24 protein-coding genes are annotated in these 25,232 nt (G+C 70.4%); 11 read left to right on the forward strand and 13 right to left on the reverse strand.

Annotation, left to right across the window (positions count from 1 at the left end):
• The first annotated feature begins 493 nt into the window (after positions 1–493).
• Positions 494–844, forward strand: coding sequence for a DUF1330 domain-containing protein (locus DMB42_RS44605; protein ID WP_125645860.1), 351 nt, complete (start codon positions 494–496; stop codon positions 842–844).
• A gap of 391 nt (positions 845–1,235) precedes the next feature.
• Here the strand turns inward: DMB42_RS44605 and DMB42_RS44615 are convergent, their stop codons facing one another.
• A complete protein-coding gene (locus DMB42_RS44615) occupies positions 1,236–1,889 on the reverse strand; it encodes an FMN-dependent NADH-azoreductase (RefSeq protein ID WP_125645862.1) in 654 nt (217 codons plus the stop codon).
• Positions 1,890–1,982: 93 nt separating this feature from the next.
• Here DMB42_RS44615 and DMB42_RS44620 point away from each other — a divergent pair, with 93 nt between their 5' ends.
• Together DMB42_RS44620 and DMB42_RS44625 are read left to right on the forward strand one after the other, a co-directional pair.
• Entirely contained in the window at positions 1,983–2,510 is a 528-nt protein-coding gene (locus tag DMB42_RS44620) for a MarR family winged helix-turn-helix transcriptional regulator (RefSeq protein ID WP_221762643.1), read from the forward strand.
• 317 nt (positions 2,511–2,827) lie between these two features.
• Positions 2,828–3,148: a hypothetical protein gene (locus DMB42_RS44625; protein WP_125645864.1), complete on the forward strand. Its 321-nt coding sequence runs from the start codon at positions 2,828–2,830 to the stop codon at positions 3,146–3,148.
• A gap of 185 nt (positions 3,149–3,333) precedes the next feature.
• Here the strand turns inward: DMB42_RS44625 and DMB42_RS44630 are convergent, their stop codons facing one another.
• Positions 3,334–4,563: an MFS transporter gene (locus tag DMB42_RS44630; RefSeq protein ID WP_125645866.1), complete on the reverse strand. Its 1,230-nt coding sequence runs from the start codon at positions 4,561–4,563 to the stop codon at positions 3,334–3,336.
• Positions 4,564–4,636: 73 nt separating this feature from the next.
• Between DMB42_RS44630 and DMB42_RS44635 the strand changes: the two genes are divergently transcribed.
• A complete protein-coding gene (locus DMB42_RS44635) occupies positions 4,637–5,605 on the forward strand; it encodes a winged helix-turn-helix domain-containing protein (RefSeq protein ID WP_221762644.1) in 969 nt (322 codons plus the stop codon).
• A gap of 618 nt (positions 5,606–6,223) precedes the next feature.
• Here DMB42_RS44635 and DMB42_RS44640 read toward each other — a convergent pair.
• Positions 6,224–6,871, reverse strand: a complete 648-nt coding sequence (locus DMB42_RS44640; protein ID WP_125645870.1) for a TetR/AcrR family transcriptional regulator — start codon at positions 6,869–6,871, stop codon at positions 6,224–6,226.
• Between the two features lie 109 nt (positions 6,872–6,980).
• On the opposite strand from DMB42_RS44640, the gene DMB42_RS44645 reads away from it, so the two are divergent.
• The 3 genes from DMB42_RS44645 to DMB42_RS44655 are packed head-to-tail and all read left to right on the forward strand — an operon-like array spanning position 6,981 to position 8,662.
• On the forward strand, positions 6,981–7,520 hold the full coding sequence (locus tag DMB42_RS44645; protein ID WP_125645872.1) for a dihydrofolate reductase family protein: 540 nt from the start codon (positions 6,981–6,983) through the stop codon (positions 7,518–7,520).
• Positions 7,521–7,561: 41 nt separating this feature from the next.
• The gene (locus DMB42_RS44650; RefSeq protein WP_125645874.1) at positions 7,562–8,422 is read left to right on the forward strand and encodes an alpha/beta fold hydrolase; all 861 of its coding nucleotides are present in this window, start codon (positions 7,562–7,564) and stop codon (positions 8,420–8,422) included.
• A 30-nt stretch (positions 8,423–8,452) separates the two neighbouring features.
• Positions 8,453–8,662, forward strand: coding sequence for a DUF4287 domain-containing protein (locus tag DMB42_RS44655; protein ID WP_125645876.1), 210 nt, complete (start codon positions 8,453–8,455; stop codon positions 8,660–8,662).
• 715 nt (positions 8,663–9,377) lie between these two features.
• Here DMB42_RS44655 and DMB42_RS44660 read toward each other — a convergent pair.
• From DMB42_RS44660 to DMB42_RS53815, 8 genes are all read right to left on the reverse strand, one after another.
• The gene (locus DMB42_RS44660; protein WP_221762645.1) at positions 9,378–9,902 is read right to left on the reverse strand and encodes a DinB family protein; all 525 of its coding nucleotides are present in this window, start codon (positions 9,900–9,902) and stop codon (positions 9,378–9,380) included.
• Between the two features lie 88 nt (positions 9,903–9,990).
• Positions 9,991–11,034 (reverse strand): DUF5937 family protein, encoded by a 1,044-nt coding sequence (locus DMB42_RS44665; RefSeq protein WP_125645878.1) that lies wholly within the window; start codon positions 11,032–11,034, stop codon positions 9,991–9,993.
• A gap of 147 nt (positions 11,035–11,181) precedes the next feature.
• Positions 11,182–11,421 (reverse strand): hypothetical protein, encoded by a 240-nt coding sequence (locus DMB42_RS44670; RefSeq protein WP_125645880.1) that lies wholly within the window; start codon positions 11,419–11,421, stop codon positions 11,182–11,184.
• A 229-nt stretch (positions 11,422–11,650) separates the two neighbouring features.
• Positions 11,651–12,619 (reverse strand): ankyrin repeat domain-containing protein, encoded by a 969-nt coding sequence (locus tag DMB42_RS44675; protein WP_125645882.1) that lies wholly within the window; start codon positions 12,617–12,619, stop codon positions 11,651–11,653.
• Between the two features lie 106 nt (positions 12,620–12,725).
• Positions 12,726–13,808, reverse strand: coding sequence for a thiopeptide maturation pyridine synthase (locus tag DMB42_RS44680; RefSeq protein ID WP_185845187.1), 1,083 nt, complete (start codon positions 13,806–13,808; stop codon positions 12,726–12,728).
• A complete protein-coding gene (locus tag DMB42_RS44685) occupies positions 13,805–14,731 on the reverse strand; it encodes a lantibiotic dehydratase C-terminal domain-containing protein (RefSeq protein WP_125645886.1) in 927 nt (308 codons plus the stop codon). Before DMB42_RS44685 ends, DMB42_RS44680 begins: the two co-directional genes overlap by 4 nt.
• Positions 14,724–17,195 carry a lantibiotic dehydratase gene (locus DMB42_RS44690; RefSeq protein WP_125645887.1) on the reverse strand — a complete coding sequence of 824 codons (2,472 nt, stop codon included), beginning with the start codon at positions 17,193–17,195 and terminating at the stop codon, positions 14,724–14,726. Before DMB42_RS44690 ends, DMB42_RS44685 begins: the two co-directional genes overlap by 8 nt.
• Before the next feature lie 18 nt (positions 17,196–17,213).
• The gene (locus tag DMB42_RS53815; protein WP_185845188.1) at positions 17,214–17,372 is read right to left on the reverse strand and encodes a hypothetical protein; all 159 of its coding nucleotides are present in this window, start codon (positions 17,370–17,372) and stop codon (positions 17,214–17,216) included.
• A gap of 169 nt (positions 17,373–17,541) precedes the next feature.
• On the opposite strand from DMB42_RS53815, the gene DMB42_RS44695 reads away from it, so the two are divergent.
• Positions 17,542–17,895 carry a hypothetical protein gene (locus tag DMB42_RS44695; RefSeq protein WP_125645888.1) on the forward strand — a complete coding sequence of 118 codons (354 nt, stop codon included), beginning with the start codon at positions 17,542–17,544 and terminating at the stop codon, positions 17,893–17,895.
• A 4-nt stretch (positions 17,896–17,899) separates the two neighbouring features.
• On the opposite strand, the gene DMB42_RS44700 is transcribed toward DMB42_RS44695, so the two are convergent.
• Positions 17,900–18,715 (reverse strand): CPBP family intramembrane glutamic endopeptidase, encoded by an 816-nt coding sequence (locus DMB42_RS44700; RefSeq protein WP_221762646.1) that lies wholly within the window; start codon positions 18,713–18,715, stop codon positions 17,900–17,902.
• Positions 18,716–18,897: 182 nt separating this feature from the next.
• On the opposite strand from DMB42_RS44700, the gene DMB42_RS44705 reads away from it, so the two are divergent.
• A complete protein-coding gene (locus tag DMB42_RS44705; RefSeq protein WP_125645890.1) occupies positions 18,898–19,773 on the forward strand; it encodes a helix-turn-helix transcriptional regulator in 876 nt (291 codons plus the stop codon).
• Between the two features lie 126 nt (positions 19,774–19,899).
• Entirely contained in the window at positions 19,900–20,751 is an 852-nt protein-coding gene (locus DMB42_RS44710; protein ID WP_125645892.1) for an oxidoreductase, read from the forward strand.
• An 11-nt stretch (positions 20,752–20,762) separates the two neighbouring features.
• Here the strand turns inward: DMB42_RS44710 and DMB42_RS44715 are convergent, their stop codons facing one another.
• Positions 20,763–23,936, reverse strand: coding sequence for a BTAD domain-containing putative transcriptional regulator (locus tag DMB42_RS44715; protein ID WP_125645894.1), 3,174 nt, complete (start codon positions 23,934–23,936; stop codon positions 20,763–20,765).
• A gap of 130 nt (positions 23,937–24,066) precedes the next feature.
• On the opposite strand from DMB42_RS44715, the gene DMB42_RS44720 reads away from it, so the two are divergent.
• Positions 24,067–25,212 carry a serine hydrolase gene (locus DMB42_RS44720; RefSeq protein WP_125645896.1) on the forward strand — a complete coding sequence of 382 codons (1,146 nt, stop codon included), beginning with the start codon at positions 24,067–24,069 and terminating at the stop codon, positions 25,210–25,212.
• Positions 25,213–25,232: the final 20 nt, after the last annotated feature.

The raw sequence follows: 25,232 nt of genomic DNA on the forward strand, positions 1-25,232 counted from the left end.
AGGGCGCGGCAAAGCCGCCTCGACCTCCCTGCTCGGGCGCTTCGCCAGAAGCAGGATCGTCGCTCGGATACACGATCATCTCCGATGCGGCGCCGAACAGCATCAGCAGTCGCAGGAGCCTCGGCTGCGCCGGTGCGGGCCGCAGATGTTCCGGTGCACCCGCCACCGCCATCACCCCGCCCTGCGCCCGCACCATCTCGCGAGATGGACCAGCGTCTCGATCGCGAAGTCGTCCACGAAGGTCAGCCGGCTCACCTCCAGGATCAGCCAAGGAGCGTGGCAGCGCCCCCGGCGCGATCACGACCGCACCCGCGCGGTTCAGTACCTCGCGGAGGACTTGGCCGCCATCAGGCGGTCATCGACAACCGGCTCAACCGAGTACCGCAAGTCGGCCTACGGTGTCAGATCGCCTACCTGTCAGGTAATCGCCCCGCCTATGAAGGGCGTGTCAGGATCGGCAGCGCACCGAACACGACTACACCAGGAGGACACCATGACGGCTTACGTCATCGCCCACCTGCAGAAGGCAGCCCCGCACCCGGAGATCGCCGAGTACATCGAACGGCTCCCCGCCACCTTCGAACCGTACGGCGGACGTTACCTCGTCCACGCCACCCAGCACGAGGTGAAGGAGGGCAGCTGGCCCGGACATGTCGTGATGCTCGGATTCCCAGGGATCGCCGAGGCGCAGGCGTGGTGGGATTCTCCCGCGTACCGGGAGATCGCACCGCTGCGCTCACGGCACATCGAGACCGACCTCATCCTGGTCGACGGCGTGCCCGAGAACTACGTCCCAACGGCGGCCGTCACCGCCCTACGGCAGGCGACGACCTCGCCCGCGTAGGTCGTCGGCGGCTGCTTGAGGAATACCGGTTCACATGTCCGCGGGTGCCATCACTTTGATCCGGTCCGCCGCTTTGTCCGATGTCGCCCAGTACGCTCACGCAGCCATGACGATCGGGGACCACGCGGGCCGGGCGGCCAAAGCCATCGAGAACATGAAGGCGGCTCTCACTCCCTCTGGCGCATCATCACAGGACGTCATCAGCACAAGGGTTCTCGTCGCATCCATCCGACCGCACCCCGTGACGGCTCCCCGGCGGCTCATGGCGCCCGCCTGACCGACCTCATCCGAGGGTGACTGGAGCAGAACGCTGAGCTGTCCAAGCAGGTGCGGGAGCCGCCGGGGACTCCTGATGGCGGATCGACTGAGGATGAACGGGCGAGGAAGTGGGTCAGGCGGCGTACCGGGCGGTGTACCGGGCGGCGAGCGCTCTTCCGGCTTCGCCCGCGGCCTCCTCGGCGGTCTTGTGCATGATCGCCGCCATCTCGGTGAACTCGTCGAGGGCCGGGTTCACGCCGACGAGCGTGAACTCGCGCTCGACCACCGTGAGGTCGGCTCCCCAGATGTCGACGAGGATCCGGCGCAGGTAGTCGATGTTGTGGTCCCAGCCCTCGCGCGGGGTCCCGGGGCCGTAGGCGCCGCCGCGAGTTGTGACCAGGACGGTCGGCGTGCCTTCGAGCAGGCGGACACCCTGCGGCGCGCCGGCGATCGCAAGGTCGATCCAGGTCTTCGCGTGCTGCGAGATGCCGAAGTTGTAGAGCGGCATCGCGAGCACGGCGCTCGTCGCCTGCCGTAGCTCGGTGGCGACCCGCTCGGCTGTGGCGAGCGCCTCGCGCTGCGCGGCGGTGCGGCCTTCCTCCGGAATGTGGCGGCTGGAGATCGCGGTCTCCCAGACGTGCGCGGGCAGTGGGTTCTGGCCGAGGTGACGCCGTACCACCGGCACCCCGGGGCGGACAGTCCCGAACTCGTCGATGACGAGGTCGGCGAGCGCGCTGCTGGCGGAGCGGTCGCCCTGGATGGTGGCGTCGACACGGAGCACGGACATGGGGGTCTCCCTGACATTGAGTGCTACTTGAATGTTCAAGTTGAGAGTATGCCGCACCACTTGAATGTTCAAATTGACTGGTAGAGTTGGTATGTGAGCAACGACACCCCCCGCGGAACCACCCCCGAGCACGACGTGCCGTGGCTGTCGCCCGGCCAGCAGCGCGACTGGCGAGCGCTGATCGCCCTGATCATGACTCTGCCGCCCGCGCTGGACGCACAGCTCAAGCGCGATGGCGGCCTGAACGGTTTCGAGTACCACGTGCTCGCGGCCCTCTCCGAGGCGCCCCACCGCACCCTGGTGCTCAGCAACCTGGCCACATTGGCGCAGGGGTCGCTCTCGCGGGTCTCTCACGCGATCACCCGGCTGGAGCGGGCCGGCTGGGTCGAGCGGCGTAGCCTGCCCAACCGCGGTGGCCGCCACACGGAGGCACGACTCACCGACGCCGGCTTCGCCAAGCTTGAGGAGATCGTCCCTGGTCACGTCCGAGAAGCACGTCGTCTCGTGGTCGACGCGCTGACGCCCGAACAACTCGCCGCACTCGGCGACGCCGCCCGGACGATCACCGCCGTCACCATGGCGGAGCAGCCCGAGATGTGCCGGGAGAGCGGCGATTGCTGATCCGGCGGACGCAGCGGGCCTGCCGCAGCACCAAGATCCCGTCAAGGTCAGGCCGGGTACGCGGAGCCGGAGCCGCCAGGTGAGCGAGAACACGGCCCGCCGTGCCACTACGTGAGTGGGCAGGCCCTGCACCGGCGCAAGTCCCTGAAGGGCTACTGAGCGGCGGGATCTGCATCGCGTGGGTGGCTGCTCGCGAACAGCGCTGCCTGGGATGAGCTCGAACAGTGCCTCGGCCCTCGCCTTGAGATGGGCGTAGATGTCGTTCCGGAACCGGGACAACTCCTTGCGAGGGCTCAACGCACGTAGCAGCGTTCAGCATGATGCTGGTGCCGGCGGACCTGGATGGTGAGCTCATCACCGATGCCGGGATGCATCGCCGTCGCGCGCTGCTGTCGCTGACCGTGTGCGAGGGCCTGTCCCCACGCCTGCTGCTTGCCGAGGTGACTCCCGCCGACTTGCGTCACAAGGGTCGGCCGCTGCCCGATCCGCTTCCCGACCGGTGGCTGCGCTGGGACCTGGCCTCGCACTCCGTGGCGAGCGCAGCGCGGGTCGGCACCCTCGAGGCCGCCCGCCTGCTGGCGCTACCCGCCCACCGATGCTCTGTCGGGCCTTGGCAGAAGGGGCAGGTGACCGAATGATCCACCGACATCGGCGCCGGGACCGTGTCCGAGCGGCTCACGCCCGCCGCTCGTACGTGGGCGCCACACCGCGCGACTCGCGCGCGGCGAAATCAGCATGGATCGCAGCGGACTTCTCCCATACTCAGCCCGGCACGGTCCGGCACGAATTTGTTCTGCCAGCACACCGAGCCACCAGCAGTGTTCTAAAGGCCGCTACGAGCATGGTCGTCCTGGGCGTGCGGGAGCCGGCGCACGGTGGCGGAGGCCAGCGGGAGGACGGCCGCCGCGGCGTAGACGATGCCGGCGGTCGCGGCCACCTGGTAGCCGTCGAACCTGTCGGCGAGCAGTCCCACGCCCAGCTGGCCGATGGGGATCGCGATGTAGGACAGCAGGTCGTCGTAGGACGAGACGCGCGAGAGCACGTGTGCGGGGACGTGCTCCTGCAGTGAGGTCTCCCAGCTGACGGCCGCGAGCGAGGAGCCCAGTCCGGCGACGAAGGCGATCGCGATCAGCCAGAGGGCGTCCAGGTGCGCGCCGAGTGCGAGCAGGGGGATCGCGCCGAGCGCGCTCATCAGCTGGCCCAGCCGCAGCAGGTGCCTGACCACCAGCCGGTAGATCAGCGCGCTCATGACCAGCATGCCGACGCCGCGGGCGCTGAGCACGAACCCCCACGTCTCCTCGCCGCTGAGCTGCCTGGTCAGTACGGGCCCCAGGATCTGCCAGGTGCCGACCTGAACCAGGTTGACCACGCAGAAGCACACGGACACCGTCCACACCCAGCGGATGCGGCGGAACTCGGTCCAGCCGTCACGGATGTCGGCCAGCATCCCGGAGGCGGGCCGCGGCGAGGTCGGCGCCGCGGTGAGGGACAGGCGGGCAAGGCATCCCGCGGCGAGGAGGTAGGTCAGTGCGTCGAAGGCGATGGCGGGGCCGCCGCCGACGACGGCGACCGCGATCCCGGACAGGCTCGGTCCGAGGATCTTCGTGGCGTTTCGCACCGATCCCAGCAGGGCGTTCGCCTGCCGTATCCGGTCCCTGGGGACAAGCTGGGGCACGATGCCGCGCAGGGCCGGCGTGATGAACGCGGCGAGAGCGCCGTTGAGGAACCCCAGCGCGGCCGCCGGCAGCAGCGCGTACCTCCCGGTGAGCAGCAGGGCGGCGACGCCGCCCTGGGTGAGGGCTGAGCCCAGGTGGGCTGCCACCAGAACCGTCCGGCGCGGGAGGCGATCGGCCACGGCCCCGCCCACCAGGAGAAAGGCGAGCAGCGGCACCATGTAGGCGGTCAGGACGACGCCGAGGTCGCCGGTGTTGCCCGAGGCGTCCAGAACCCCGAACGCCAGCGCCACCGGCGCCATCGAACTGCCCAGCAGCGACACGGCCTGCGCGGAGAGGAACCAGCGGAAATCTGTCTGTCGCAGGAGGGCTGAGAGCATGGGCAGGAGTCTGCAGACGTACCGGATCGGACACTATCGTTTCGGCAGGAGGCGAAAGATGACACTGCTGCGGTTGAGCACTCTGGCTCTCTCGCGGTCCCGGTTCGCGCTGTCCCCGCTCGCCGAGACGCTGGGATCGCTGATGGTGCTCGACAAGCCCTGCACCGATCCGTGGCTGGCCTCCTGGCATCGCCTCCAGGGCGGCGCGTTCCGCGCCGCCCTGGAGGCGGATCCCTTCGCCAAGGGCCTGGTCAGATTGCTGAGCTCGACCAAGTGGCTGCCGAGCCACGTGGTGATCCCGCCCGCAGGTGGCATGCGCACCACTCTGGAGAGCGAACTCGCGTCGGTCGCGCAGGTGTCCGACGAAGAGGTGCGAGCCGAGCTGGAGGAGTCGGTGGCGCACAGCTGGAAGCAGCACGATCTGGCCTGGCTGACCGGACGCGGCTGGGCGGCCCGTACCGCCGACCTGCTCACGTACGTGTGGGAGGCTCATGTCGCCCCCGACTGGCCGCGCCGGCGGGCGCTGCTGGAACGCGACGTCACCTACCGGGCAGGGCTGCTGGCCGCCTACGGGTGGCCGCGCGCGTTGCAGCACATGAGCCGCCGCAGCGCCTGGGTCGGCGATGACGCCATCCGCTTCAGCGACCAGGCCTCCCCTGACCGGGTCGTCGGCGACGAGGGAATGCTGTTCGTCCCGGTCAGTGTGCTGAGCAGCGGCACGTGGCTGTGCGAGGCGCCGCCGACGTCGTACGCATTGGTCTATCCGGCCCGCGGATCCGCCGACGGTGCGACGCGTTCCCCGCGCGCCCGGTCGCTGGAGCGGCTCATCGGCGTCGGTCGAGCGGCCATCCTGCACGAACTCGAACACCCTGCGACCAGCAGCGAACTCGCCGCGCACCTTGGCCTGTCACTTGGCACCGTCGGCGGCCACCTGGCCGTCATGCGTGATGCGGACCTCGTCGTCGGCACGCGGGCCGGCCGGCGCGTGGTCTATCGACGCACCGAGGCCGGTCACTTGCTCGCCGGCCTTGGACAGGGCTGAGCAGAACGACGTACCGCCCGAAGAACCTTTGTGCTGCTTCGCGCTCAGGAGGGAGAGCCGAGATGCTCACGTCGCGGCGGGAAGCCTGCCGTACCAGATGCTCAGCCGGTCTGTGGCCTCAACGCCGATTTCCAGCTGGACCGGCCGGAGGATCTCTGCACCTGCTCTCCCCGGGATGGCGCAGACGCGGCGTTGGGCGTCATTATGCAGGTGTTCAGCCCCTGGACGGACTCCTGTGTAATCAGTCAGGAACATGTGGCGCGGTGCGCAGGCTCGAGCTCATCGTGAGGCTCGACGTCAGGGGCTTCGTCCAGCTCAGAACTTCTACGCCCGGGCCCGGCACTCGGCCTCGGAAGGACATCTCTCCGGGCATAGTCTCCTTGCAGCGCACCAGGCATGGGCTCATGCCCTGCTTGCCTGGACGCAGGCGTCCATCGAGTGTGAGATCGAGCTCAGGAACGAACGGCCATGTAAGGAACCGCCTCTCCCCACGACGTCTACTGCTGCACTCACCGCGTCAAGGCTGACCGGGGCTTGGCCATGTAGGGAGCAACTCGTCAACGACGAGCCCTGGACCAGCGCTGCGCCGCAGTCGTCACCGGCAGACCTGACACAGCACTACTGTCGCAGGCCCTTTTCGATGAGGTCGATCAGGTCGTGCACGGCTGGATCGGCGAGTTCGTCGGGGAGTCCGCGCAGGGGGCCGTCGATGAGCAGGACCGCCAGGCCGTGGACGCATGACCAGACCAGGAACTCGGCTCCTGGGCGGCGTTCGGGGGACATCAGGCCGCAGGAGACCAGGTCGTCCAGGGCGGCGCCGAGCAGTTGGAACGGGGTCAGGCCGCCTTGTCCGGCGGAGGCGGCGACCTGGGCCTGGGTCATGTCGTCGGGGACGTAGAAGGTGACGCGGAACAGGCCGGGTTCGGTGCGGGCGAAGCGCAGGTAGCCGGTGCCGACGGCGCGGAAGCGGGCCAGGGCGGTCCGGGCCGGATCGTCGGTCGGATCGAGGGCGGCGAGGTCCTCCTCCATGGCGTGGGCGAGTTCGGCCATGGCATGGAGTGAGACCGCCTGCACCAGGGCGTCGCGGTTGGGGAAGTGCCGGTAGGCGGCGTTGGGGGCGACCCCGGCCTGCCGGGTGACCTCGCGCAGGGTGATCGCGTCCGGGCCTCCGGCGCGGGCCAGTTCGGTGCCCACCTCCAGGAGCGCCTGATGCAGGTTGCCGTGGCGATAGGTGTCGCGGGTGGGTTTGCCGGGGCGCTCGGGCATGACCGGAACCTCTCATGTGGACGGCGTCCACAAAAGTATGGCATACTCCTCTCGCATCTAGATGTGGATGCCGTCCACATATTGTTTTGCCTGGTCAGGAGTTCGTGAAATGAGCCGGAAGATCGTAGCTGGGCTGTTCGTCTCCCTGGACGGCGTGGTGGAGGCACCGGAACGGTGGCACTTCCCGTACCTGAGCGAGGAGATGGGCGCGGCGGTGGGCGGCATGTACGCCGAGGCCGACACGCTGCTGATGGGCCGGGTCACCTACGAGGCGTTCGCCGCGGTGTGGCCACACCAGAACGGGGAGCTGGCCGAGGCGATCAACGGCATCGCCAAGGTCGTGGCCTCCACCACCCTGACCCAGGTCACCTGGAACAACTCCACGCTGATCGAGGGGGACCCGGTCGCGTCGGTCAAGGAACTCAAGGGCCGGCCCGGCGGCACGATCACGCTTTCGGGCAGCATCAGCCTGGTCCGCACCCTGCTGGCAGCCGCTCTGCTGGACGAACTGCGGCTCCTGGTCCACCCACTGGTCGTCGGCACCGGCATGCGCCTGTTCCCTGAGGGCACCCCGCCGGTCCCGCTGGAACTGACCCGGTCGGCCACCTTCACCAACGGCGTCCTCGACCTGACCTACCGGCCCGCCTGATCCCCTTCTGATCCACCCTCACCGACCGAGAACGGAACCCCATGAACGACGACCAGATCAAGGCCGAGACCAAGACGCTCCAGGTACCCGGTGCGCGTCTGCACTACGAGGTGCGGGGGTCCGGACCGCTCCTGCTGATGATCCCCGGGGCCCCCGCCGACGCCGGGACGCTCACCGCACTGGCAACCATGCTGGCCGACCGCTACACCGTGGTCACCTACGACCAGCGTGGCCTGTCCCGCAGCCCCCTGACCGGGCCACCCTCCGACACCGACGTCACGGTCTTCGCCGCCGACGCCTCCCGGCTGCTGGCCGCCCTGACCGACGAACCCGCCTACGTACTGGGCAACAGCGGCGGCGCGCTCACCGCCCTGGAACTGGCGGCCCGCCACCCCGAGCAGGTACGCGCCCTCGTCGTGCACGAGCCGCCGCTCCCGGAACTGCTGCCCGACCGCGACCAGTGGCGGGCGGCGTTCCAGGACGTTCACGACACCTACCGCGACCACGGCGCCGGCGCGGCGATGGGCAAGTTCATCGCCACCGTCGACGGACCGGACGCCCCGCCGCCCGCGATGCCCGATCCTTCCCAGATGCCGCCCGAAGCGCTGGAGATGATGGGCCGTATCCAGGGCAACCTCGACTACTTCCTGGGCCACGTCCTGCTGCCCGTGCTGCGCTACGAGCCGGACGTCACCGCGCTGCGCTCCGGTTCCGTTCCGATCTCCGTCGGCGTCGGGGCCGCCTCCGGCGACGGCGTCCCCGCCCTGTCGGCCGAGGCGGTGGCCGAGCTGCTCGGCACTGTGCCGCTGGCGTTCCCCGGAGACCATCAGGGCCTGGCGATGGACCCTTTCACCAGCGCCGACATCATCCACACCCAACTCATCCGCACGACACTGGCCTGACCCTCATCAGCAGAAACGGAGCTTCAAAACATGACCGCACCCGCCAAGGGCAACCCCGCCAGCTACTTCCCCTCGATCGAGACCCGGTACGGGCGTCCCGTCCAGGACTGGATCGACCTCATCAACACCTCGCCCCTGACCAAGCACATGGAACTGGTCGCCTGGCTCAAGACCGAGCACGGTCTGGGCCACGGCCACGCCAACGCCCTGGTCGCCCACACCCTCGCCAGCCGCACGTAGGCAGGCGGTCAGCTCGGCGCCCATGAACGCTTTGAGGTGTAGTCGAACGCCGACTACGTTGATCCGACATGGGTCGAAGCCGTCCTCCCCGCCGTCTGGTCGTCGGATCGCTCACCTACCACTGGAGAGCAGGTCACCATCACGAGCACGACCCGGTCGAGGCAGATCTCCCACGACACGACGACTGCCGGGAGGTCCTGACTCTCCGGCAGGTGGGGGCTCCGGGCCAGTTGGTCGTCATCTTCCATGGAGGGCCCGGCCGTCTGGTCAACGACGGCATGTTCCTCCACAACGGCGGAGCGCTACGAACCAGCGACCCCGCGCCTACCTCAACCTGCACCGCCCAGGGGTCGCCCGTGCGTTGCTGGACGAAGCCCTGGAGCGCGTCCACGACTTCGCGACTGCCCAAACAATCGAAATCGACGGGTGGGAACTCATCGATGGCGCGCTGGGACGCCTGAGCCCACCCGGTCAGCCTGCAACACAGGAGAATCGAAACGTTCTCGTGGACAAAGGGCCGGGGATGGACGCCGCGTTCTTCGGGTGCTGATGGCCATCCAGGGAGCCGGGAGCGTCCTGGGCGGTCTGACCGCCACCCACTTCGACGGCCCGCCGCCCATCCGTCATGCGCCTCCGAGCGAGCCAAGAGCACCGATACCCAACCGGGCGCTCAGATCGCGCCGTAAGGGCGGATGTGCAGCTGGGACCTGGACGCCTACGGCCGGCGACCGGCGGCAGGCGGGATCGACGGCACCTGGCCGAGGTGGATGGCGGCGTGCCAGTACGCCGGATTCCCGGGCACGGTCCACACCCTCTGCGTCACCGCTCCGAGCCCGGGTGAATCCCAGGACTCCTCGCCGAACCGGCTCAGGTCCGCCACGATCGCGTCGTGCACCGACGCGGACCGGTGCAGGAGCAGCGAGGCCGGAAGGTGCCGGCCCGCTTCGACGCCGCCGATGTTCAGCGCCCGCCCGACGGCGGGGTCCTCCCAGCGGGGGTCGAGGCTCCAGTGTTGCCGGCCGGCGGCGGCTTCCGTCAGCACCGCCAGGTTGATCTCATCCCACATCAGGACATGGGCGATGAGGTCATGCAGGGAGCGGCAGAAGTCGCCGAGCGGGCCCGAATCCACCAGGTAGTCGGCGTCGAGCTGCTCCTCGGTCAGGCCGGTGACGCGGGCGAGGAGGATGTCCCGATCGGCACGCAGACGGCCGATCGCATTCCCCGGAGACAAGATCGTCACAGTGGTTCTCCCTCATTGAGTGGTTGGAGGGACTTCAGCACCATTGCGACCGTCCGGCCAGCGGACTGACGAATCCGATCAATCGTGCTCAGCGCAGCAGCAGCGACAACACATCCTTGCCGAGCTCCTCCAGGACGTCGGCGGCGAGCTGGTATCGCACGAACCGTCCCTGTCGGGTCGTGGTGGCAAGTCCCGCCGCGGCCAGGGCGCGTAGATGCCGGTTCACCTGGGTCGGGTCCACGTTCCACAACATCGCGATCTCGCCGGCCGTCCGCGGTTCGGTCGCGATCGCCCGGGCGACCTCCAGGCGGCCCTGGTGAGCGAGGACCTCGAGCCGTCGCCGTACGGTGGCGGCGGAGGGCACGGGGAGGCCGGGGTCGACGGGGTGGAGGAGAAGGAGCGGCCGGCCGGGCACGGCGCCCACGTACAGGTGGGGGCGGATGAATGTGCTGGGCGCCACGACGAGCCCGCGCCGGGACACGTCATGACGGGCGGCCTGGACCTTCGCGATGCGTACGGCGACCCCGCCCGGGGCCATCTCCATCGAGGGGTCGAGAGCGGCGAGCGCCGGACCGGGCCCTTGCAGGGACACCATGTCGGCGAAGCGTCGCGCCCGCGCGGCCAGCACCGGCCGGATCCGCGTCCACTCGGCCTCGAACCACTCCTGCCGGCTGCGACGTAAGAACGAGAGAAAGTCCCCGGCCGCGTCCTGCGGACGCCTGACGAGTGCTTCGACGCGGGCCGCCACCGCCGGATCTCGCGCGCGCGACCATCGGAGCGCGACCTGCGTGTCGCCCGAGGGGGCGATCGGCCGCAGCAGCTGCCCGGCCAGCTCTTGGACGGACATGGCACGCAGTTGTTCGAGCCGGTCGTCGAAGCTCTCCGACGGGGGTGCGGGGGTGACGAACGGCGTCGCCCTGATGGCCTGCGCCGTCCACCACCACGATCGTGTCCATGCCGCCAGGCGGGGGCTCATCGCCGTGAGGATCTTCGCCGCCCAGTCCTCCAGGCCGTGATGACCGGGGTCACGCAGGACGTGCAACGCCGAGCCGAATTCGGTCATCGCCGACACCGCCGGCAGCAGTACCCCTGCCTGCGCGCATCGGTCGAGTCCGGTGATCACTGTGGGCATGGACCCGATCCCATCACCCCGCACCGTACGGCGGGCCGCGGACAGGTGGATCTCGGTGGTGACGCCGCCACGCGAGCGGCCCGGGCGTTCGCCGCTCCGGCCACCGCGCGACGGCTCAGCAGCGGCACACCTGACCGCGCCGGCGGGCTACTTCCTCAGCCAGAGCATGTAGAACGGGCTGTCCCAGCGGCAGTCGTACTCCTTGTAGCCCTTCGTGACGAGCAGGGTGGTCCCCGCCGAGACGCAGTTCTGAAGGGTGCGGTACGCCTGGTACGGGGCCCAGCCCGTAGCCGTGGCGCCGGCCGGAGCCGCGGTGGCGAGGGTGCCGGCGGCGAGGGTGGCGGCCATGGCCAGTGTCACGCCGAACCGTGCGGACTTCTGTCGCATATGTGGTCCTTCCTCGTGGACGGCGGCGCACGCGCCGCCGTAATGATCATTCCACCGTAGCGCTTGTTGATCTATAAGGGGGCGTTTTTGTAGATCTTGTTCCCTTCCTCCCGTGTGCGAAGAAAGGGGGCAATGCGCTGTCGCTCCAGGTCAATGACCGGATTCAGGCCGGCAGACAGCGGGGCCGGTGACCGAGCTGTGCAGGAACCCCGCGTACAGAGGCCACTGGTCAGCTCCACCAGTCCCGTTCGGGAAGCCTGAGCCACATGTCAGGTTGCTCCGTGAGCGATCGGGCGTCGGCCGGTCGCAGGCCCGCGCCGGCGAAGCAGTACGCCACTGCCCGGCGGTGATAGAGGTAGGCGGCGAGGATGTCCTGCGCGGAGTCGTCGGCGGAGACGGAGCCCCCGCCGGGATGGGTGTCCCAATCCTCGATGGCGCCGTCCCGGGCGACCGCTCCCTGGTTGCCGCTCTTGGGATTGGCGAACAGGCCGTAGCAGACAGAACCGACCGACAGGCGCTCCATGACGCCGGGCGTGGACGCGTTGTATCCGAACGGCTGGAAGACGACGCACCCGCCGGGTACGTCCGTGACGCCGATGACGGCCAGGCTGTTGTCGAAGTCCGCGAACGGATCTTCCAGCAGTTCTTCGACGTCGTCGTCGTCAACCGGTACGGCCTCCAGTCGCCGGGCCGCCTCGGCGGCGGTGATGCCCGCCGCACAGCCGAGGCTGAATCCGTCGTCCTCCGGGCGGCCCAACACGTTGATCAGTTGCTTGGCGGTGGCCCCGGCGGCGGTCTCGGCGGCCGACAGGCCGGTCTGTCCGACAGGAAGAGTGAACAGATCAGGGGTCGGGGTGGCCAGGCTGAGCCGTCCTGGGGACCAGCCGTTCATCATCGGCCGCCACGGGTCGGCTCCGGCGGCGACCAGGCTGCGGGCGTTGCCGGGACGGTTGTTGAAGACGGCCTCCCAGAGGGCGGTACGGCCCTCGTGTTCGGCATCGACGTCATCGACGCGCCGGGACAGCTCGGTGATCACCTCGGGTGAACCACGTTCGGCGGCGGCGTGCAGCGGTCGTCCATGGATGAACACGCCCGTGTTGGGGTCGGCGCCCGCGTCGAGCCGGGAGCGGATCACACTGAGGTTCGTCCAGCTTTCCCAGTCGATGCCGGACCATCCGGTTTCGTCGTCGGCGACCATGACACTCCTTGAGGGACGTACGGGGTGGACGAATGCCGATCATGGCGTAGCGCTCCGACAAATTCGGCCCCGGTACGGGATCTTCCAAGGAGGAGAGCCGGTGGCGTCAGGAACGTGCCCAGGCCGCGGCTTTCTCGACGGGTGAGACGTCGTACTCGGCCTCGACCGCTGCCGCGATCAGGTGGCAGAACAGGTAGCGCTGCAGCGGCGCGAGCCCGAGTCTGGCCAGGTGGCCGTAGAGCATGTTGATGGCCAGCCGGTGTCCGAGGAACCAGTCGGAGCCGAGCACCTCGCTCTTGTACCGTCCGGTGGCCAGCAGGACCTCGTGGAAGTCGATGGGGTGGAGCTGGCGCATCTCGGGTTCGGGTGCCGCGGCGTCCAGGTCGATCTTCTTGTCGCGGATGAGGGGCGCGGCGATCGCCTTCCTGTGCTGGATGTAGTCGAGCCATTCGCGTACGTGCGGCGGGGTGCGGCCCTCGTCCACCTCGGCCACCCGGCGGCGTACCAGGGCGCGGAGCTGCCGCTCGTGCTCGCGGTACTTCGCCTCGAAGCCGGCGCGTACGCCGTCGCGGTCCACGCAGTAGGAGGCGAAGGCGTCGGCGTGGGAGCGGAAGGACATGTACCCGCGCGAGATCGGCGGCACGCTGGTGTGCGCGAAGGCGATCATCAGGTCGAGGCTGAGCTGGAAGAGTGGCAGCTCGCCCCGGCGGATGGCGGCCAGCGTCCCGAACGCCATCCGGGTGCTCTCGGCGTGGTAGGAGTCGAGCAGGTCCCGCAGGGTACGGCTGCCGAGCACGTGCAGGCGGTCCTCGTACGGTTCGGTCTGGAGGGTGTTGTCCGGATACCACGGCCGCAGCGGGCCGTGATCGCTCTCCCGGACGGCGAGCGCCCGGTGGGCCTGCTCCAGCGCGGCCTCGTCCGGGACCGTCCGGGAGGGGTGGTCGCGCAGGTAGCGGCCGAGCCGGTCGGTGGCCAGCGGCAGGATCTCCTCGCGCCAGGCGTCGTCGGGGGCGCGGAGGTTGAGGCGCAGGTGCGGCCCGCGCCGCCAATGACGTACGAAGTACGGTTGCCGCACCCGCTCCCCCAGCTCCTCCAGCAGCGGTCGCACGGCGTCGAGGATCAGGCCGTCCTGGTCGGTCTGGTAGTAGCGGATTTGGAGGCTGTGCCAGGGGGTCGTGAGGTCGTTCACCGGTGCTCCAGTTCGCGGTAGGTGGTGCCGACGAGGTGACGCAGGTGCGACTCGTGCGCGGGCGGCAGGCCGAGCCGGTTGCACAGCAGGTGGACGCAGCGCAGGAGGAGGATCAGCAGGTCGCCGCGCGGCCGGGTGACGCCGGGGGGCACGAAGGCGGACTGTGCGGGTTCGGGATTGAATCGGCCGGTGGCCTGGAGGTCCAGGACGCGGTGGCGCAGGGTGTCGATCGAGCACCACCAGGCGCCGAGCGGATCGCGGGCGCCGGGGCGTTCCTCGCCGGTGGCGATGCGGTGACTGCGCAGAAGCTGGACCATGAGCGCGTCTCGTGGGGCGGACGGACGGTTTCGGGCGGTGGGGAGCGTACGGGCGAGGCGGGAGGGGTCCGGTTCCCAGGCGGCCAGGGCGAGCATCAGAGCGGCGGCGGCGAACCCTGCCCGGCGTCCGGGGCCGAGCTGGCCCGCCAGCAGGGCGAGCGCGATGCGGCTGGAGTCGTGGAAGTGCCGCTCGGCGGCCTCGACCGCTTCCGGCCCTCCGTACGTGCCGTACTCGGGGCGGTAGGCGATGGCCTCCACGCCGTCGCGGACGCGTACCCGCCGGTCGTAGTGGAGGAGGTGCTCGGCTCTGGCGTACCGTTCGGCCGTGGCGGCGTACTGGCCGGGGTCCCAGGAGGCCGGCGAGGGGTGGGCGGCGAGATGCCGTTCCAGCGCCGCCGTGGCGCGCTCGGCCACCTCCAGCGGGTGGGCGGAGGGCAGGAGCCGCAGCCGCAGGTGCGGCCCGCCTTCCCAGTAGCGCAGGAAGAAGTAGCCCCTCAGCAGGCTGTCGGCGGCGAGCGAAGATACGAGTCCGCCGACCGCCTGCGTGATCAGCCGGTCGGTGCCGCCCCGGTGGAAGGCGTGCAGCGAGATCCACGGCTCAGCCATCGCCCACCTCCACCACGTACTCGGTGACGTGGCCGTCGCCCAGCTCGGGCAGCACCTCCTGGAACGCCGTGCAGGCGCCGCTGTCGCCGAGCTGCCGGTCGAAGGCGGCGACCAGGGAGGGGTCGGCCAGGTCCAGGAAGGTCGGTTTGGCCAGTCGCGCCGTACGCATGGGGTCCTGTCCCCATGTGCCCGGGTCCAGGGAGAAGACGAAGCAGCAGGGCGGGATGCCGTACGCGGCGAACCAGCGGGCCAGTGTCAGCAGGTGTTCGGCCTCGGGGTCGCCCGGCCGGCGGCGCGGGACGGCGGGTGTGGCCGCGTACCAGGTGGCGCGGGCCACGACGACCCGGCCCAGCCACACCCTGGGCCTGCTGACGACCTGTTCGGGCGTGAGCGGCGGCGGCTCGGCGAACAGCGCCCAGGTCGGCACCGCGACGCTGGGCTGGTCGCCGAACAGGTGCAGCAGCAGCCGGGCCGTACGCGGCAGGAACGGCGTGGCGATCAGGCCCGTGTGGCGTGGCAGGACGCGGCGGCCGTCGGCGGCGCGTACCAGCTCAAGCTCCCCGGCGGCGGGATCGTGGCGGACGGCCAGCTCGGCCGGCGTGAGGCGCGCGCCGGGCGGCCGGTCGGAGACCGCGCCCGGATAGCTCAGCTCGTGGGCGGTCGTGGCCGAGCGCAGGTTGACGTTGTGACCGAACAATCCCGTCAGCTCGACCGCGAGGCCGTCGCCGTCGGGTTCGGGGGGATTCGGCTCGTGCGACAACCCCGCGACCGCCAGGAGCCGGTGCACCCGGCTGCGCGCGGCGCCGTGACCGGCGGCCACGCTGTTGAGCACCAGCCGCACGGGCCCGTCCCCCGGCAACACCTGCACGTAGCACGCCAGCGAGCGCACCGGCCGGGCGCTGCCCGGCCGCGCGGACAACCAGCGGGCCAACGCCTCCGGCTCCTCGCGCAGCACGGTCAGGGTACGGTCCCGGTATCGCCGCAGCTCGACCGCCTCGGGCACGGCGCTCAGGTGCTCGGCCGTCACACCACCGCCGCGATAGAGCAGGGCGTGCAGCGCCTGGCCCTCGGGGGTGGCGAGCTGCGCGGCCAGCGTACGGTGGAACCGGACGAACGGGACCTGCGCCCCGGCGCCGGACGCCCGCACGAAGAGGTCGGCGGCCAGCAGCCGGATCTCGTTGTCGCGCTGGAAGACCCCCAGCAGCTCACGGAGCAGGTGAAGGTCGTCCAGCGCCGCCCGCCAGGCCCCCTCTCCCAGGCGCACGGCGGGCGAGGCGAAGACGGCGTTGTCGCGGAAGAGGTTCTTGTCCGGGAGGCGCGTGCCGGGCGGGGTCAGGTGGCGCAGCGCGGTGCGGGCCTCGTCCTGGAGGGCCAGTTGCCCGGACAGCCCCGCCGCGCCGGGAGCGCGGGCCACCACCCGGGCGAACGCGGTGAGCGCGTCGGCGGCGGGATGTGGCGCGAGCCTGCGGGCCAGGTCGGCGAGGTGGGCGGCGGACTGGTCGGCGACCGGCGCGAACGTCTCCAGCACCTCCAGCTCGATCAGCCGGGCGAGCGTGTCCGGCGGGACGAACCGCCGTGCCTCGCCGAGTGTGGTCCCGTCGGTCAGCGAGTTCAGGAGCGTACGCAGCGGCGGCGTGGCGCGGACGCTCCGGTAGGCGTCCTCGGTACGGCTGAGGTACCACAGGCGGTCACCCTCCCTGGTCAGGCCGGCGTTGGGCCTGACCAGGAAGCGGGCCTCGAGGTCGTCGTCGGTCGCGGCCAGGTCGCCGAGCAGCCTGCGCAGCAACCACAGGTCGGGCTCGGCCGCGACGCGCCAGTTCCCCTCGCCGGTCGCGGTGACCGGTTCCGGCCCGGGGTCCCAGCGCCCGAGCCCCATCATGGTGAACGTCGAGTACGGGCTCGTCTTGGCCGCCACCCGCGCGAGGTACCGGCTCAGCCGCAGGTCCAGCCGCCGGGACGGCGCGGCGACGGGAGCGTCGAGCCAGCGTCGTAACACCTCGGCCAGCGACGGGCTGGCCTGGACCAGGCCGTGGGTGAAGACGTCGGCCGAGGCCCATTTACGAAGGTTGCGGTGCCTGTCCCGGCGTTCCTCGTCCAGGAGGGCGGGCAGCGCGGCGCGCAGCCGCTCGTTCTCTCCCGACGTCTCCAGCCACCGCTGGACCCGCCGGTCCAGCTCGGCCGGAAGCTCGGCCGAGCCGGCGAACGCCGCAGGACGGCGTCCGTTGTACAGCGCCCGGCGGAGCGCGACCAGGCGGGACCTGACCTGCCCGGAGGGGACGTCCGCGATGCACGGCTCCAGGGCGAGCGCGAGCGCCCGCCCTTCCGCGGCCAGCGCGTCCTGCCCTTTGAGGATCTCCTGGACGGTCTGCCAGGTATGGCCGCACCGCAGGTCGTCCAGTACGGCCGCGGGCAGGGCGGCGACCCTGACCACCACGATGTCCGAACGCCGACGCCGGATCGCCATGCGGATCGCGCCGCTCTGCTAGATGAGCCAGCTCTTACCCGAGGTGCATCCCGAAGCGCCGATCTCGGTGTTGCCCAGTCCCATGGCCACGGCCTCGACGAGCACCTCGGAGCCGGGGAGTTCCACGGTGGCGACGTCCAGCGCGTCCAGGTCAAGGGCTTCTTCGTGCAGGTCCATGCTGCCTCCGTTTCCGAACGGGCGCCGTTCGCGCCGCGACACTCTGCCAAGAGATCACGCAAAACGGCATGCGTCCACATTTCATGACATATCGGACCGGGCGGAAAGTCGGTTAAATGCCGATAAAGTCGGCTCCCCCAGACTGCGGCCGCAGGTGAGAAGATCGATCATGAACAAGCCTCTGACCGAGATGAGCGAGCGCGAGTACTTCGCCACTGTCAGGCGCCTGCGGGGGATGTTCGTTGCCGGCGGTCGGCTGGAGGGCCTGGTGGCGTTCCTTGAGGGCTACGACCAGCACGCCAGACGCCACGGTGGACCCGGCCTGCAGGGATGGACGGAATGGCTCGTCGCCCGTCGCGGCGCGGCGAGCAGCCTTCACTGGCGAGCACAGGTGCGCCACATCGCTCTGACCACCTTGGACGGCCCGGACCTGCCCGCCGAGCAGGAAGAACTCGTCATCGACACCCTGTTCGACCTTCTCGACGAATACCTCGCCGAACGCGAGACGGCTTCCACTCCCTGATGGCTCACATCGAGTAGGCGCCGGTGGCGAGGGCGATGATGCCGACCACGCTCATCAGCAGCGTCGTGCCGGGATGCATGGCGATCGAGATGCGGATGTCCTGCTTCTTCCAGGCGAGCCAGACACCCGGGAAGAGGAAGACGAGCTTCGACAGGACCGTCCAAGGGGCCCAGAAGTGGTACACCGCGAAGAAGAAGACACTGAAGAACGGGGCCCACTTGCCGAGCTGCGGAAGTCGGGGCAGCAGGAAGCCGCGGAAGTAGTACTCCTCGATCAGGGGCAGGGTGAAGCCGGTGAACGGCGCGCAGATGAGCAGCGTGGTGAGCACGAGTTGCGGTGAGTAGCCCTGGAGGTAGGTGGTGCCGTCGGGGCCGGCGCCCTGGTAGTCCACCCAGGTGAAGAACCAGTCGTAGACAAGGTTGTCCAACGAGGTCAGCGCGAGCGAGACCACGGTCATCCACACCAGGCACGCGGCGCCGAGCCAGAAGACCTTGCCCCGCGAGACCGGCTTGTCGCGATATCGGACGACGCCCTTCATCGTGAACCGGCCGGTCTTCTTCTTGCCCAGCCACAGCAGTAACAGCTGGAGCGGGAAGAGCACGATCGCGAGGGCGATGGCCCAGGCCATGAAGATCGGGTATTCGATCGCCCGGACCAGGGGCGCGGCGACGAACGTGTACGCGGCGACGATGAGCGCGCCGGGCACCAGGTGCAGCGCGATGGAGAACGGGACGGAGTGACGGTCGGCGAGGAGTTTCCCGGCGAAGCCTCTCGGCTGGGCGCCTTGGGCGTCGGCCGGGGGTTGCATTGCTGTGTCCATGCCGAGAATCGTGGCCCCGAGACCCGACACGGACCTGACATCACCCTGACACGGCTTCCGGTGCCGTGAAAGGCGCAGGTCACGGCGGGCCGAGTCGCGTCCCCTCGTACGACCTGGTGGGTAGTACCGGCAGGGTCAGCTATGCCCTTGGGTATCGGCTGGGCCAAGAGCAGACTTAGGGCATGGGCAATAACGACTTGGGCGACTTTCTGCGGGCCCGCCGTGCCGGGATCACTCCGGACGAGATCGGTCTGCCGGTCGAGTTCGGCGCCGGTCGCCGGGTCGCCGGTCTGCGGCGCGGTGAGGTCGCGCAGCTGGCCGGGGTGAGCACCGAGTACTACACCCGGCTGGAACAGGGCCGCGCCCGGCAGCCGTCCGAACAGGTCCTGCATGCCCTCTGCGACGCGCTGCGGTTCGACGACATCGAGCGGCGGCATCTGTTCGCCCTCGCGGGCACCACAGCCGGGCACAAGAACCGGGCCGAGCACGCCTCACAACTACGACCGGCGCTGCGGCAGGTGCTGGAGTCGATGGAGCTGGCCGCCGCTTTCGTCAGTGATCGGAACCTTACCGTCGTCGGCGGGAACAGGTTGTGGGCGTTGCTGTTCCCCGAGGTGGCCGCGCTGCCGCGCCGGGAACGCAGCATGGCACGCTGGACGCTGCTGGATCCGCGTGCTCGCCTGGTGTGGCGCGACTGGGAACGTGTCGCCCGCGACTACGTGCACGGGTTGCGGCTGGCCGCCGCCGCCCAGCCGCGAAATCAGCACATCGCCAACCTGATCGGCGAGCTGATGATGCGCTCACCCGAGTTCCCGGCGTGGTGGTCGGAACATCGCGTCCAGGAACGCAGCACCGGCCTCAAACGCCTCCACCACCCCGTCGTCGGTGACCTGGAACTGCAGTACGAGATCTTCACCTCGGTCGCCGACCCGGGCCAGTCGCTCGTCGTCTACTGCGCGCCGTCCGGCTCGCCGTCCGAGGAGCGCCTGCGGCTGCTGGCCAGCTGGGGCAGCGAACCGGCCACCGCGACCGCCCAGGGCACCGCCGCCGAGTCCTGACCACCGTCCGAACCGGGCGATCCAGCACCAAATCCACCCGCACACGACCCCGCCATACCCGCAGGGTCGATGCCGCCGTGCCCACGCACCCGCGGCCTGACATGCATCTACGAAAGGACATCCGTAATGAGCAAGACATTCCTGATCACCGGCGTCAGCACCGGCCTCGGACTGGCCATCGCCCGACGGGCCCTGGCGGCCGGGCACCGGGTCGCGGGCACCGTACGCACCGAGCGGCACGCGGCCGCCTTCCAGGCACTGGACCCCGACCACGCGCGGGCCTTCATCCTCGACCTGTCCGACGCGGACCGGATCGACCCCACGGTGCGGGCCGCCGAAGCGGAACTGGGCCCGATCGACGTGCTCGTGGCCAACGCCGGGTACGGGCTCGAAGGCACCTTCGAAGAGTCGTCGATGGCCGATCTGCGCCGCCAGTTCGAGGTCAACGTGTTCGGCACGGTGGCGACCGTGAAAGCGGTCCTGCCCGGTATGCGGGAACGGCGCGACGGCCACATCTTCGTCATCACCTCGATGGGCGGGCACACCACCTTCCCCGGACTGGCGTTCTACGAAGGCAGCAAACACGCCCTGGAAGGCATCACCGACACCCTCGCCCAAGAGGTCACCCAGTTCGGCGTACGGGTCACCGCCGTGGCTCCCGGCGCGTTCAAGACCGACTGGGCAGGCAGGTCGCTGGTCCGCGCGCCACGCAGCATCGCCGACTACGACGCGCTGTTCGACCCGATCCGGACCCGCCGCCAGGCCCTCGCGGGTCAGGGCATCGGTGACCCCGACCGTGCGGGCGAGGCCATCCTCACCCTCCTGGACGTGGAGAAGCCGCCCGTGCACCTCCTGCTCGGCTCGGACGCGCTACGGCTGATCGCCGCCGGGCGCCGACGCGTCCAGGACGACTTCGACGCCTGGGAGGAGCTCAGCCGCTCCACCGACTCCACCGAAGGCGGAGTGACAGTCGCCTGACACCGGACACTTCACCGACACGCGATGCCGCCGTCCGCCCGGAGCTGCGCCAGGCGGTCGGTGGCCTCGTGCGGGGTCAGGTCGGCGCCGCGCCGGTAGGCGGTGGCGTAGCCCGTACGGCCGAGCAGGTCCGCGAGCACGTCCGCGAGGCGGCGCAGTTCGGTGTCGCCGTGGTCGAAGGCGCCGCGGATGGCCTGGCTCAGGCCGAGCGCGGTGGTGGCGCCCACCGGATCGTCCTCCAGGAACAGCAGCCTGGCCAGGAGCTGAGCGGCCGCCGGGGCGTCCATGATCGCCTGTGCCGCCGAGACGGCTCGGGGCAGCAGTTCGCGGGCCCGTACGGCGTCGCCGGCGGTGAGAAGGTTGGCCATCCGCGCCGGAAACAGCCGATTGTCGACGGCCTGCGGCGACAGGGGCAGCTTGCGCAGGAGCGTCTCCATCCGGTCGAGCTCCTGATCGGCGCGTACGACCTCTCCCGACCGGCGGTGCCACTCGGCCAGGACGCCGAGCACCTCGATCTCCAGCACCGGCTGGCCACGCTGCCCGGCCGTTCGTCCGGCGGTGTCGATGTCGTGCCGGGCGCCGGTCAGGTCGCCGGCGCGCATACGTTCGGTGGCGAGCCCGAGCCGGGTCGAGACCTCGTCCTGCGAGCCGAGGTCGGTGGCGATGGCGAGGCTGTCCTCGTAGGCGGCGATCGCCTGGTCGTGGTCACCGGCGATGGCGTCGATATGGGCCAGGCCGTACAGCGCCTTCGCCGCCCACCACCGATCGCCCACCTCCTCGAACAGGCGCAGTGCCGTGGTCAGCGCGGTCGCGGAACGCGTCCGGTCGCCTCGTTCGCGGTGACGGATGGCCTCGATCATGAAGGTGCAGGCGGTCGCCCAGCGGTCCGAGCCGCCGCATACCCGGCGGATCTCCTGGTCGAGCAGGTCGTCCAGCCCTGAGACCGCCGCCATCACCACCACGATCGTCAGCAACATCGGATGGCGGCGCAGCGCGCCCGTACGCGCGCAGTCGTCGATGAGCGCGCGCAGCCGCCCGGGGTCGTCGATCGGCCCGCCCGCGACGCCCACCGCGTGGATCGCGGTGAACGCGGCCCGGTCGTCCGCGGGCAGCGCCGCGCCGAACTCGGCGACCTTGGCGACATATGCCTCGGCGCGGGCGTCGTAGCGGTGCATGACCCAGTACCAGTAGAGCGGCGCGAGAATCCGGGCGGCGGCCGGGGCGTCGCCGCCGTCGATCGCCGTTCGCAGGGCGAACGTCAGGTTGTCGTACTCGGCCTGGAACAACCGCAACGACCGCGCCTGCCCGCCCGAGCGCAGCAGCGGTTCGTGTTCCGCGGCGAGGCCGGCGAAGTACCGCGTGAGCCCGCGCAGGACCGCGTCACCCTCCCCTGAGAGCCGGAGCTTCCCCGCCGCGTGGGCCCGGATGGTCTCCAACATCCGGTACGTGTCGCCGTCCCGCTCCACGATGGACTTGTCCACCAGGGAGTCCAGGAGGTAGACGACCTCGTCCGGGGGCAGCGTCCCATCCGGATCCGCGCAGACGGCCTCGATCACGGCGATGCCCGTACGCGCCGGAAATATCGACATCCGGGCGGCCAAAGTGCGCTCGTGCGCGGTGAGGAGGTCCCAGCTCCATTCGATCACCGCGTGGAGGGTCTGCTGGCGGGGCTGGGCGGTCCGGTTGCCGGTGCTGAGCAGCCGGAACCGGTCGTCCAGCCGCCGGGCGATCCGCTCGGCGCTCATGGTCCGCAGTCGTGCCGCGGCCAGTTCGAGGGCCAGCGGCAGCCCGTCCAGCCGGCGCACGATGTCCACGACCGGCGCCACGGTCGTCCCGTCCAGGACGAAGCCGGGTTGTACGGCTGCCGCCCGATCGAGGAACAGCCGTACCGCGGCCGACGCGGAGGCGCGTTCGGGACCGGCGTGGGCCGGTGGGAGGTCGAGCGGCCCCAGGCGGCACAACGTCTCCCCCATGACCTCCAGCGGCTCCCGGCTCGTGGCCAGGACGGTCAGGTCCGGCCGGCGCTCCAGCAGCTGCCCGGCGAACTCCGCGACGGCCGCGGAGATCTGTTCGCAGTTGTCCAGAAGCAGCAGGCCCTCGCCACCGGCGAGCAGGTTGACCACCCGCTCCAGCGGCGTGCCGGCCGGCTGGGCCCCCGCGACGTTGAGCACGCCCAGCACCGCCTCCACCAGCCCGTCGGCCGTGCCCACCGCGGTCAGGGACGCGAGCCAGACCCGGCCGCGCCGATGGGCCCGGTGCCGGCTAGCCGCCTGCACGGCGAGCCGGGTCTTGCCCACTCCGCCGGGTCCCACGACGGTGACCAGCCGGGACGCCTCCAGCGACCCGGCCAGCAACCTCAACTCCGCCTCGCGGCCGACGAAGCTGGTGAGCTGGGCCGGCAGCCGGCCGCGCACCGCCTGCGGCCGGATCCGTCCCGTCTCGGGCACGTCCAGTTCGCCGCGCAGCACGGCGAGGTGCGTCTCGCGCAACTCCTCGGACGGGTCGACGCCGAGCTCCTCGGCGAGCGTGTCGCGGACCTGGTCGTACACGGCCAGCGCGTCGGACCGGCGGCCGGCCGCGTGCAGGGCCCGCATGCGCAGCCCGGCCAGCCGTTCCCGCAGCGGATGGGACGCCGCCGCCGCCTCCAGATCGGCCAGGATCCGGCCGTGGCGCCCGAGCCGCAACTCCGCCTCGAAGCGGTCTTCGGTGGCTCCGACACGCAGTTCGTCCAGGCGTGTGCCGGCCGTGCCGGCGAAGGGGATGTCGCGTACGTCGGCCAGCGCGTCCCCGCGCCACAACGCCAGCGCGTCGTCCAGCAGCGAGGCCGCCTGCCCCGCGTCACCGGCGGCCAGTTCGCGCCCGCCGCGCCCGGCCAGCTCCTCGAACCGGGCCGCGTCGACGTCCTCGGCGCGCAGCCGCAGGCGGTAACCGCCGGCCACCGTCTCCACGGTTCCGGCCTCGGCCAGGGCCTTGCGCAGCCGGTGGACCAGCGCGTGCAAGGCGTTGACGGTGCCCCCGGACGAGTCGTCCCCCCACAGGCCCCCGAGCAGCGAATCGACCGACACCACTTCGTTCCCGGCCAGCGCCAGCCTGGCCAGCAGCGCGCGCACCCTGGTGCCGCCCAGGTCGATCGGCGCGCCGTCGTCGGCGTACGCCAGAACCGGGCCCAGCACCTCAATCCGCATGCACGCCAGGCTACCGATCAAGCACGCTCTTACAGCCCGCCGATGTTGCTTGGAAGCGGGATATAAGCCGCCTGTCAGAGCCGCCGGACATCGTTCAGGACATCGAACGAACCACCCGGAAGGCAGTGCGATGACAACGTACGAGAACGTGCAGCAGGTGCTCGACCAGACCGTGGCCGAGACCGACATCCCCGGCATCGTCGCCGAGGTCAGGGACGGTGACCGTACCTGGTCCGGCACCGCCGGCGTGGCCGACCTCCGGACCGGCTCCCCGCGCCGGCCGGGCGAGTACTTCCACACCGGCAGCAGCGGCAAGGCCTTCACCGCCGCCGTACTGCTGACCCTGGAGGCCGAGGGCCGTCTCGGCCTGGACGACACGGTCAACGCCCATCTGCCCGGCGTCCTGGACGTCAACGGCTACGACGGCGACAAGATCACCATCAGGCACCTGCTCAGCAACACCGGCGGCCTGTTCCCCACCGGCCTGGCCCCGGAGGTCAGCCACCGCTACGCCACCCGCTCCGGGTTCGACCGGCATCGCTTCGACACCTTCAGCACCGAGGAACTGCTGCGGATCGCGGTGTCCCAGCCACCTGTCGGCGCGCCCGGCGAACGCTTCGAGTACGCCAACGGCGGCTTCCACATCGCCGGCGCGATCATCGAGCAGGTCACCGGCAACAGCTACGCCGACGAGGTCGAACGCAGAGTCACCCGGCCGCTCGGCCTGACCGGCACCCGGGTACGCCCCACCGCCGAGACCGGTTACCCCGACCCGCACCCGCGCGGCTACTCCCACCAGTTCCTCAAGGACGGCGCCGACCCCGCCGCGCTCACCCCGGAGAACTGGCAGTCGCTGATGGAGGAGCCCGGCCTGCCACCCCTGGACGTCACCGAGTTCAACTCCTCGGCGGGCTACGCGGCCGGCAACGTCGTCTCCACCACGTCCGACATGATCCGCTTCTTCGAGGCGATGACCACCGGAAGCCTGCTGCCGCCCGCCCAGCACCGCCAGATGTGGACCACCGTCTCCACCGAGGGCGGCTACTGGATGCCGCACACCCGCTACGGCCTGGGCCTGTTCGAGTTCGACCAGGGGGCGACCGGCGGCCGGGCGCTGCGTGGCATCGGCGGCAGCCTGTGGGGCTCCTACTTCTTCGCGGTCGGCGCTCCCGACGGCCGGCACACCGTCGCCGTCCACACCAACACCGAATGGAAGTCCTGGGACCTCATGTTCAAGGTCATCGAAGCGGAGTTCGGCATCTCCTTCGGCGCGTGACCCCCGTGGCCGACATCCGT

The organism is Nonomuraea sp. WAC 01424, from assembly GCF_003947315.1.
Taxonomy (GTDB): Bacteria; Actinomycetota; Actinomycetes; order Streptosporangiales; family Streptosporangiaceae; genus Nonomuraea; species Nonomuraea spiralis.

Bases quoted from the DNA above. Each gene is read 5' to 3' on its own strand.
- DMB42_RS44605 (WP_125645860.1), top strand. From the start codon at position 494: ATGACGGCTTACGTCATCGCCCACCTGCAGAAGGCAGCCCCGCACCCG.
- DMB42_RS44615 (WP_125645862.1), bottom strand. From the start codon at position 1,889: ATGTCCGTGCTCCGTGTCGACGCCACCATCCAGGGCGACCGCTCCGCC.
- DMB42_RS44625 (WP_125645864.1), top strand. From the start codon at position 2,828: ATGATGCTGGTGCCGGCGGACCTGGATGGTGAGCTCATCACCGATGCC.
- DMB42_RS44630 (WP_125645866.1), bottom strand. From the start codon at position 4,563: ATGCTCTCAGCCCTCCTGCGACAGACAGATTTCCGCTGGTTCCTCTCC.
- DMB42_RS44640 (WP_125645870.1), bottom strand. From the start codon at position 6,871: ATGCCCGAGCGCCCCGGCAAACCCACCCGCGACACCTATCGCCACGGC.
- DMB42_RS44645 (WP_125645872.1), top strand. From the start codon at position 6,981: ATGAGCCGGAAGATCGTAGCTGGGCTGTTCGTCTCCCTGGACGGCGTG.
- DMB42_RS44650 (WP_125645874.1), top strand. From the start codon at position 7,562: ATGAACGACGACCAGATCAAGGCCGAGACCAAGACGCTCCAGGTACCC.
- DMB42_RS44655 (WP_125645876.1), top strand. From the start codon at position 8,453: ATGACCGCACCCGCCAAGGGCAACCCCGCCAGCTACTTCCCCTCGATC.
- DMB42_RS44665 (WP_125645878.1), bottom strand. From the start codon at position 11,034: ATGCCCACAGTGATCACCGGACTCGACCGATGCGCGCAGGCAGGGGTA.
- DMB42_RS44670 (WP_125645880.1), bottom strand. From the start codon at position 11,421: ATGCGACAGAAGTCCGCACGGTTCGGCGTGACACTGGCCATGGCCGCC.
- DMB42_RS44675 (WP_125645882.1), bottom strand. From the start codon at position 12,619: ATGGTCGCCGACGACGAAACCGGATGGTCCGGCATCGACTGGGAAAGC.
- DMB42_RS44685 (WP_125645886.1), bottom strand. From the start codon at position 14,731: ATGGCTGAGCCGTGGATCTCGCTGCACGCCTTCCACCGGGGCGGCACC.
- DMB42_RS44690 (WP_125645887.1), bottom strand. From the start codon at position 17,195: ATGGCGATCCGGCGTCGGCGTTCGGACATCGTGGTGGTCAGGGTCGCC.
- DMB42_RS53815 (WP_185845188.1), bottom strand. From the start codon at position 17,372: ATGGACCTGCACGAAGAAGCCCTTGACCTGGACGCGCTGGACGTCGCC.
- DMB42_RS44695 (WP_125645888.1), top strand. From the start codon at position 17,542: ATGAACAAGCCTCTGACCGAGATGAGCGAGCGCGAGTACTTCGCCACT.
- DMB42_RS44700 (WP_221762646.1), bottom strand. From the start codon at position 18,715: ATGGACACAGCAATGCAACCCCCGGCCGACGCCCAAGGCGCCCAGCCG.
- DMB42_RS44705 (WP_125645890.1), top strand. From the start codon at position 18,898: ATGGGCAATAACGACTTGGGCGACTTTCTGCGGGCCCGCCGTGCCGGG.
- DMB42_RS44710 (WP_125645892.1), top strand. From the start codon at position 19,900: ATGAGCAAGACATTCCTGATCACCGGCGTCAGCACCGGCCTCGGACTG.
- DMB42_RS44715 (WP_125645894.1), bottom strand. From the start codon at position 23,936: ATGCGGATTGAGGTGCTGGGCCCGGTTCTGGCGTACGCCGACGACGGC.
- DMB42_RS44720 (WP_125645896.1), top strand. From the start codon at position 24,067: ATGACAACGTACGAGAACGTGCAGCAGGTGCTCGACCAGACCGTGGCC.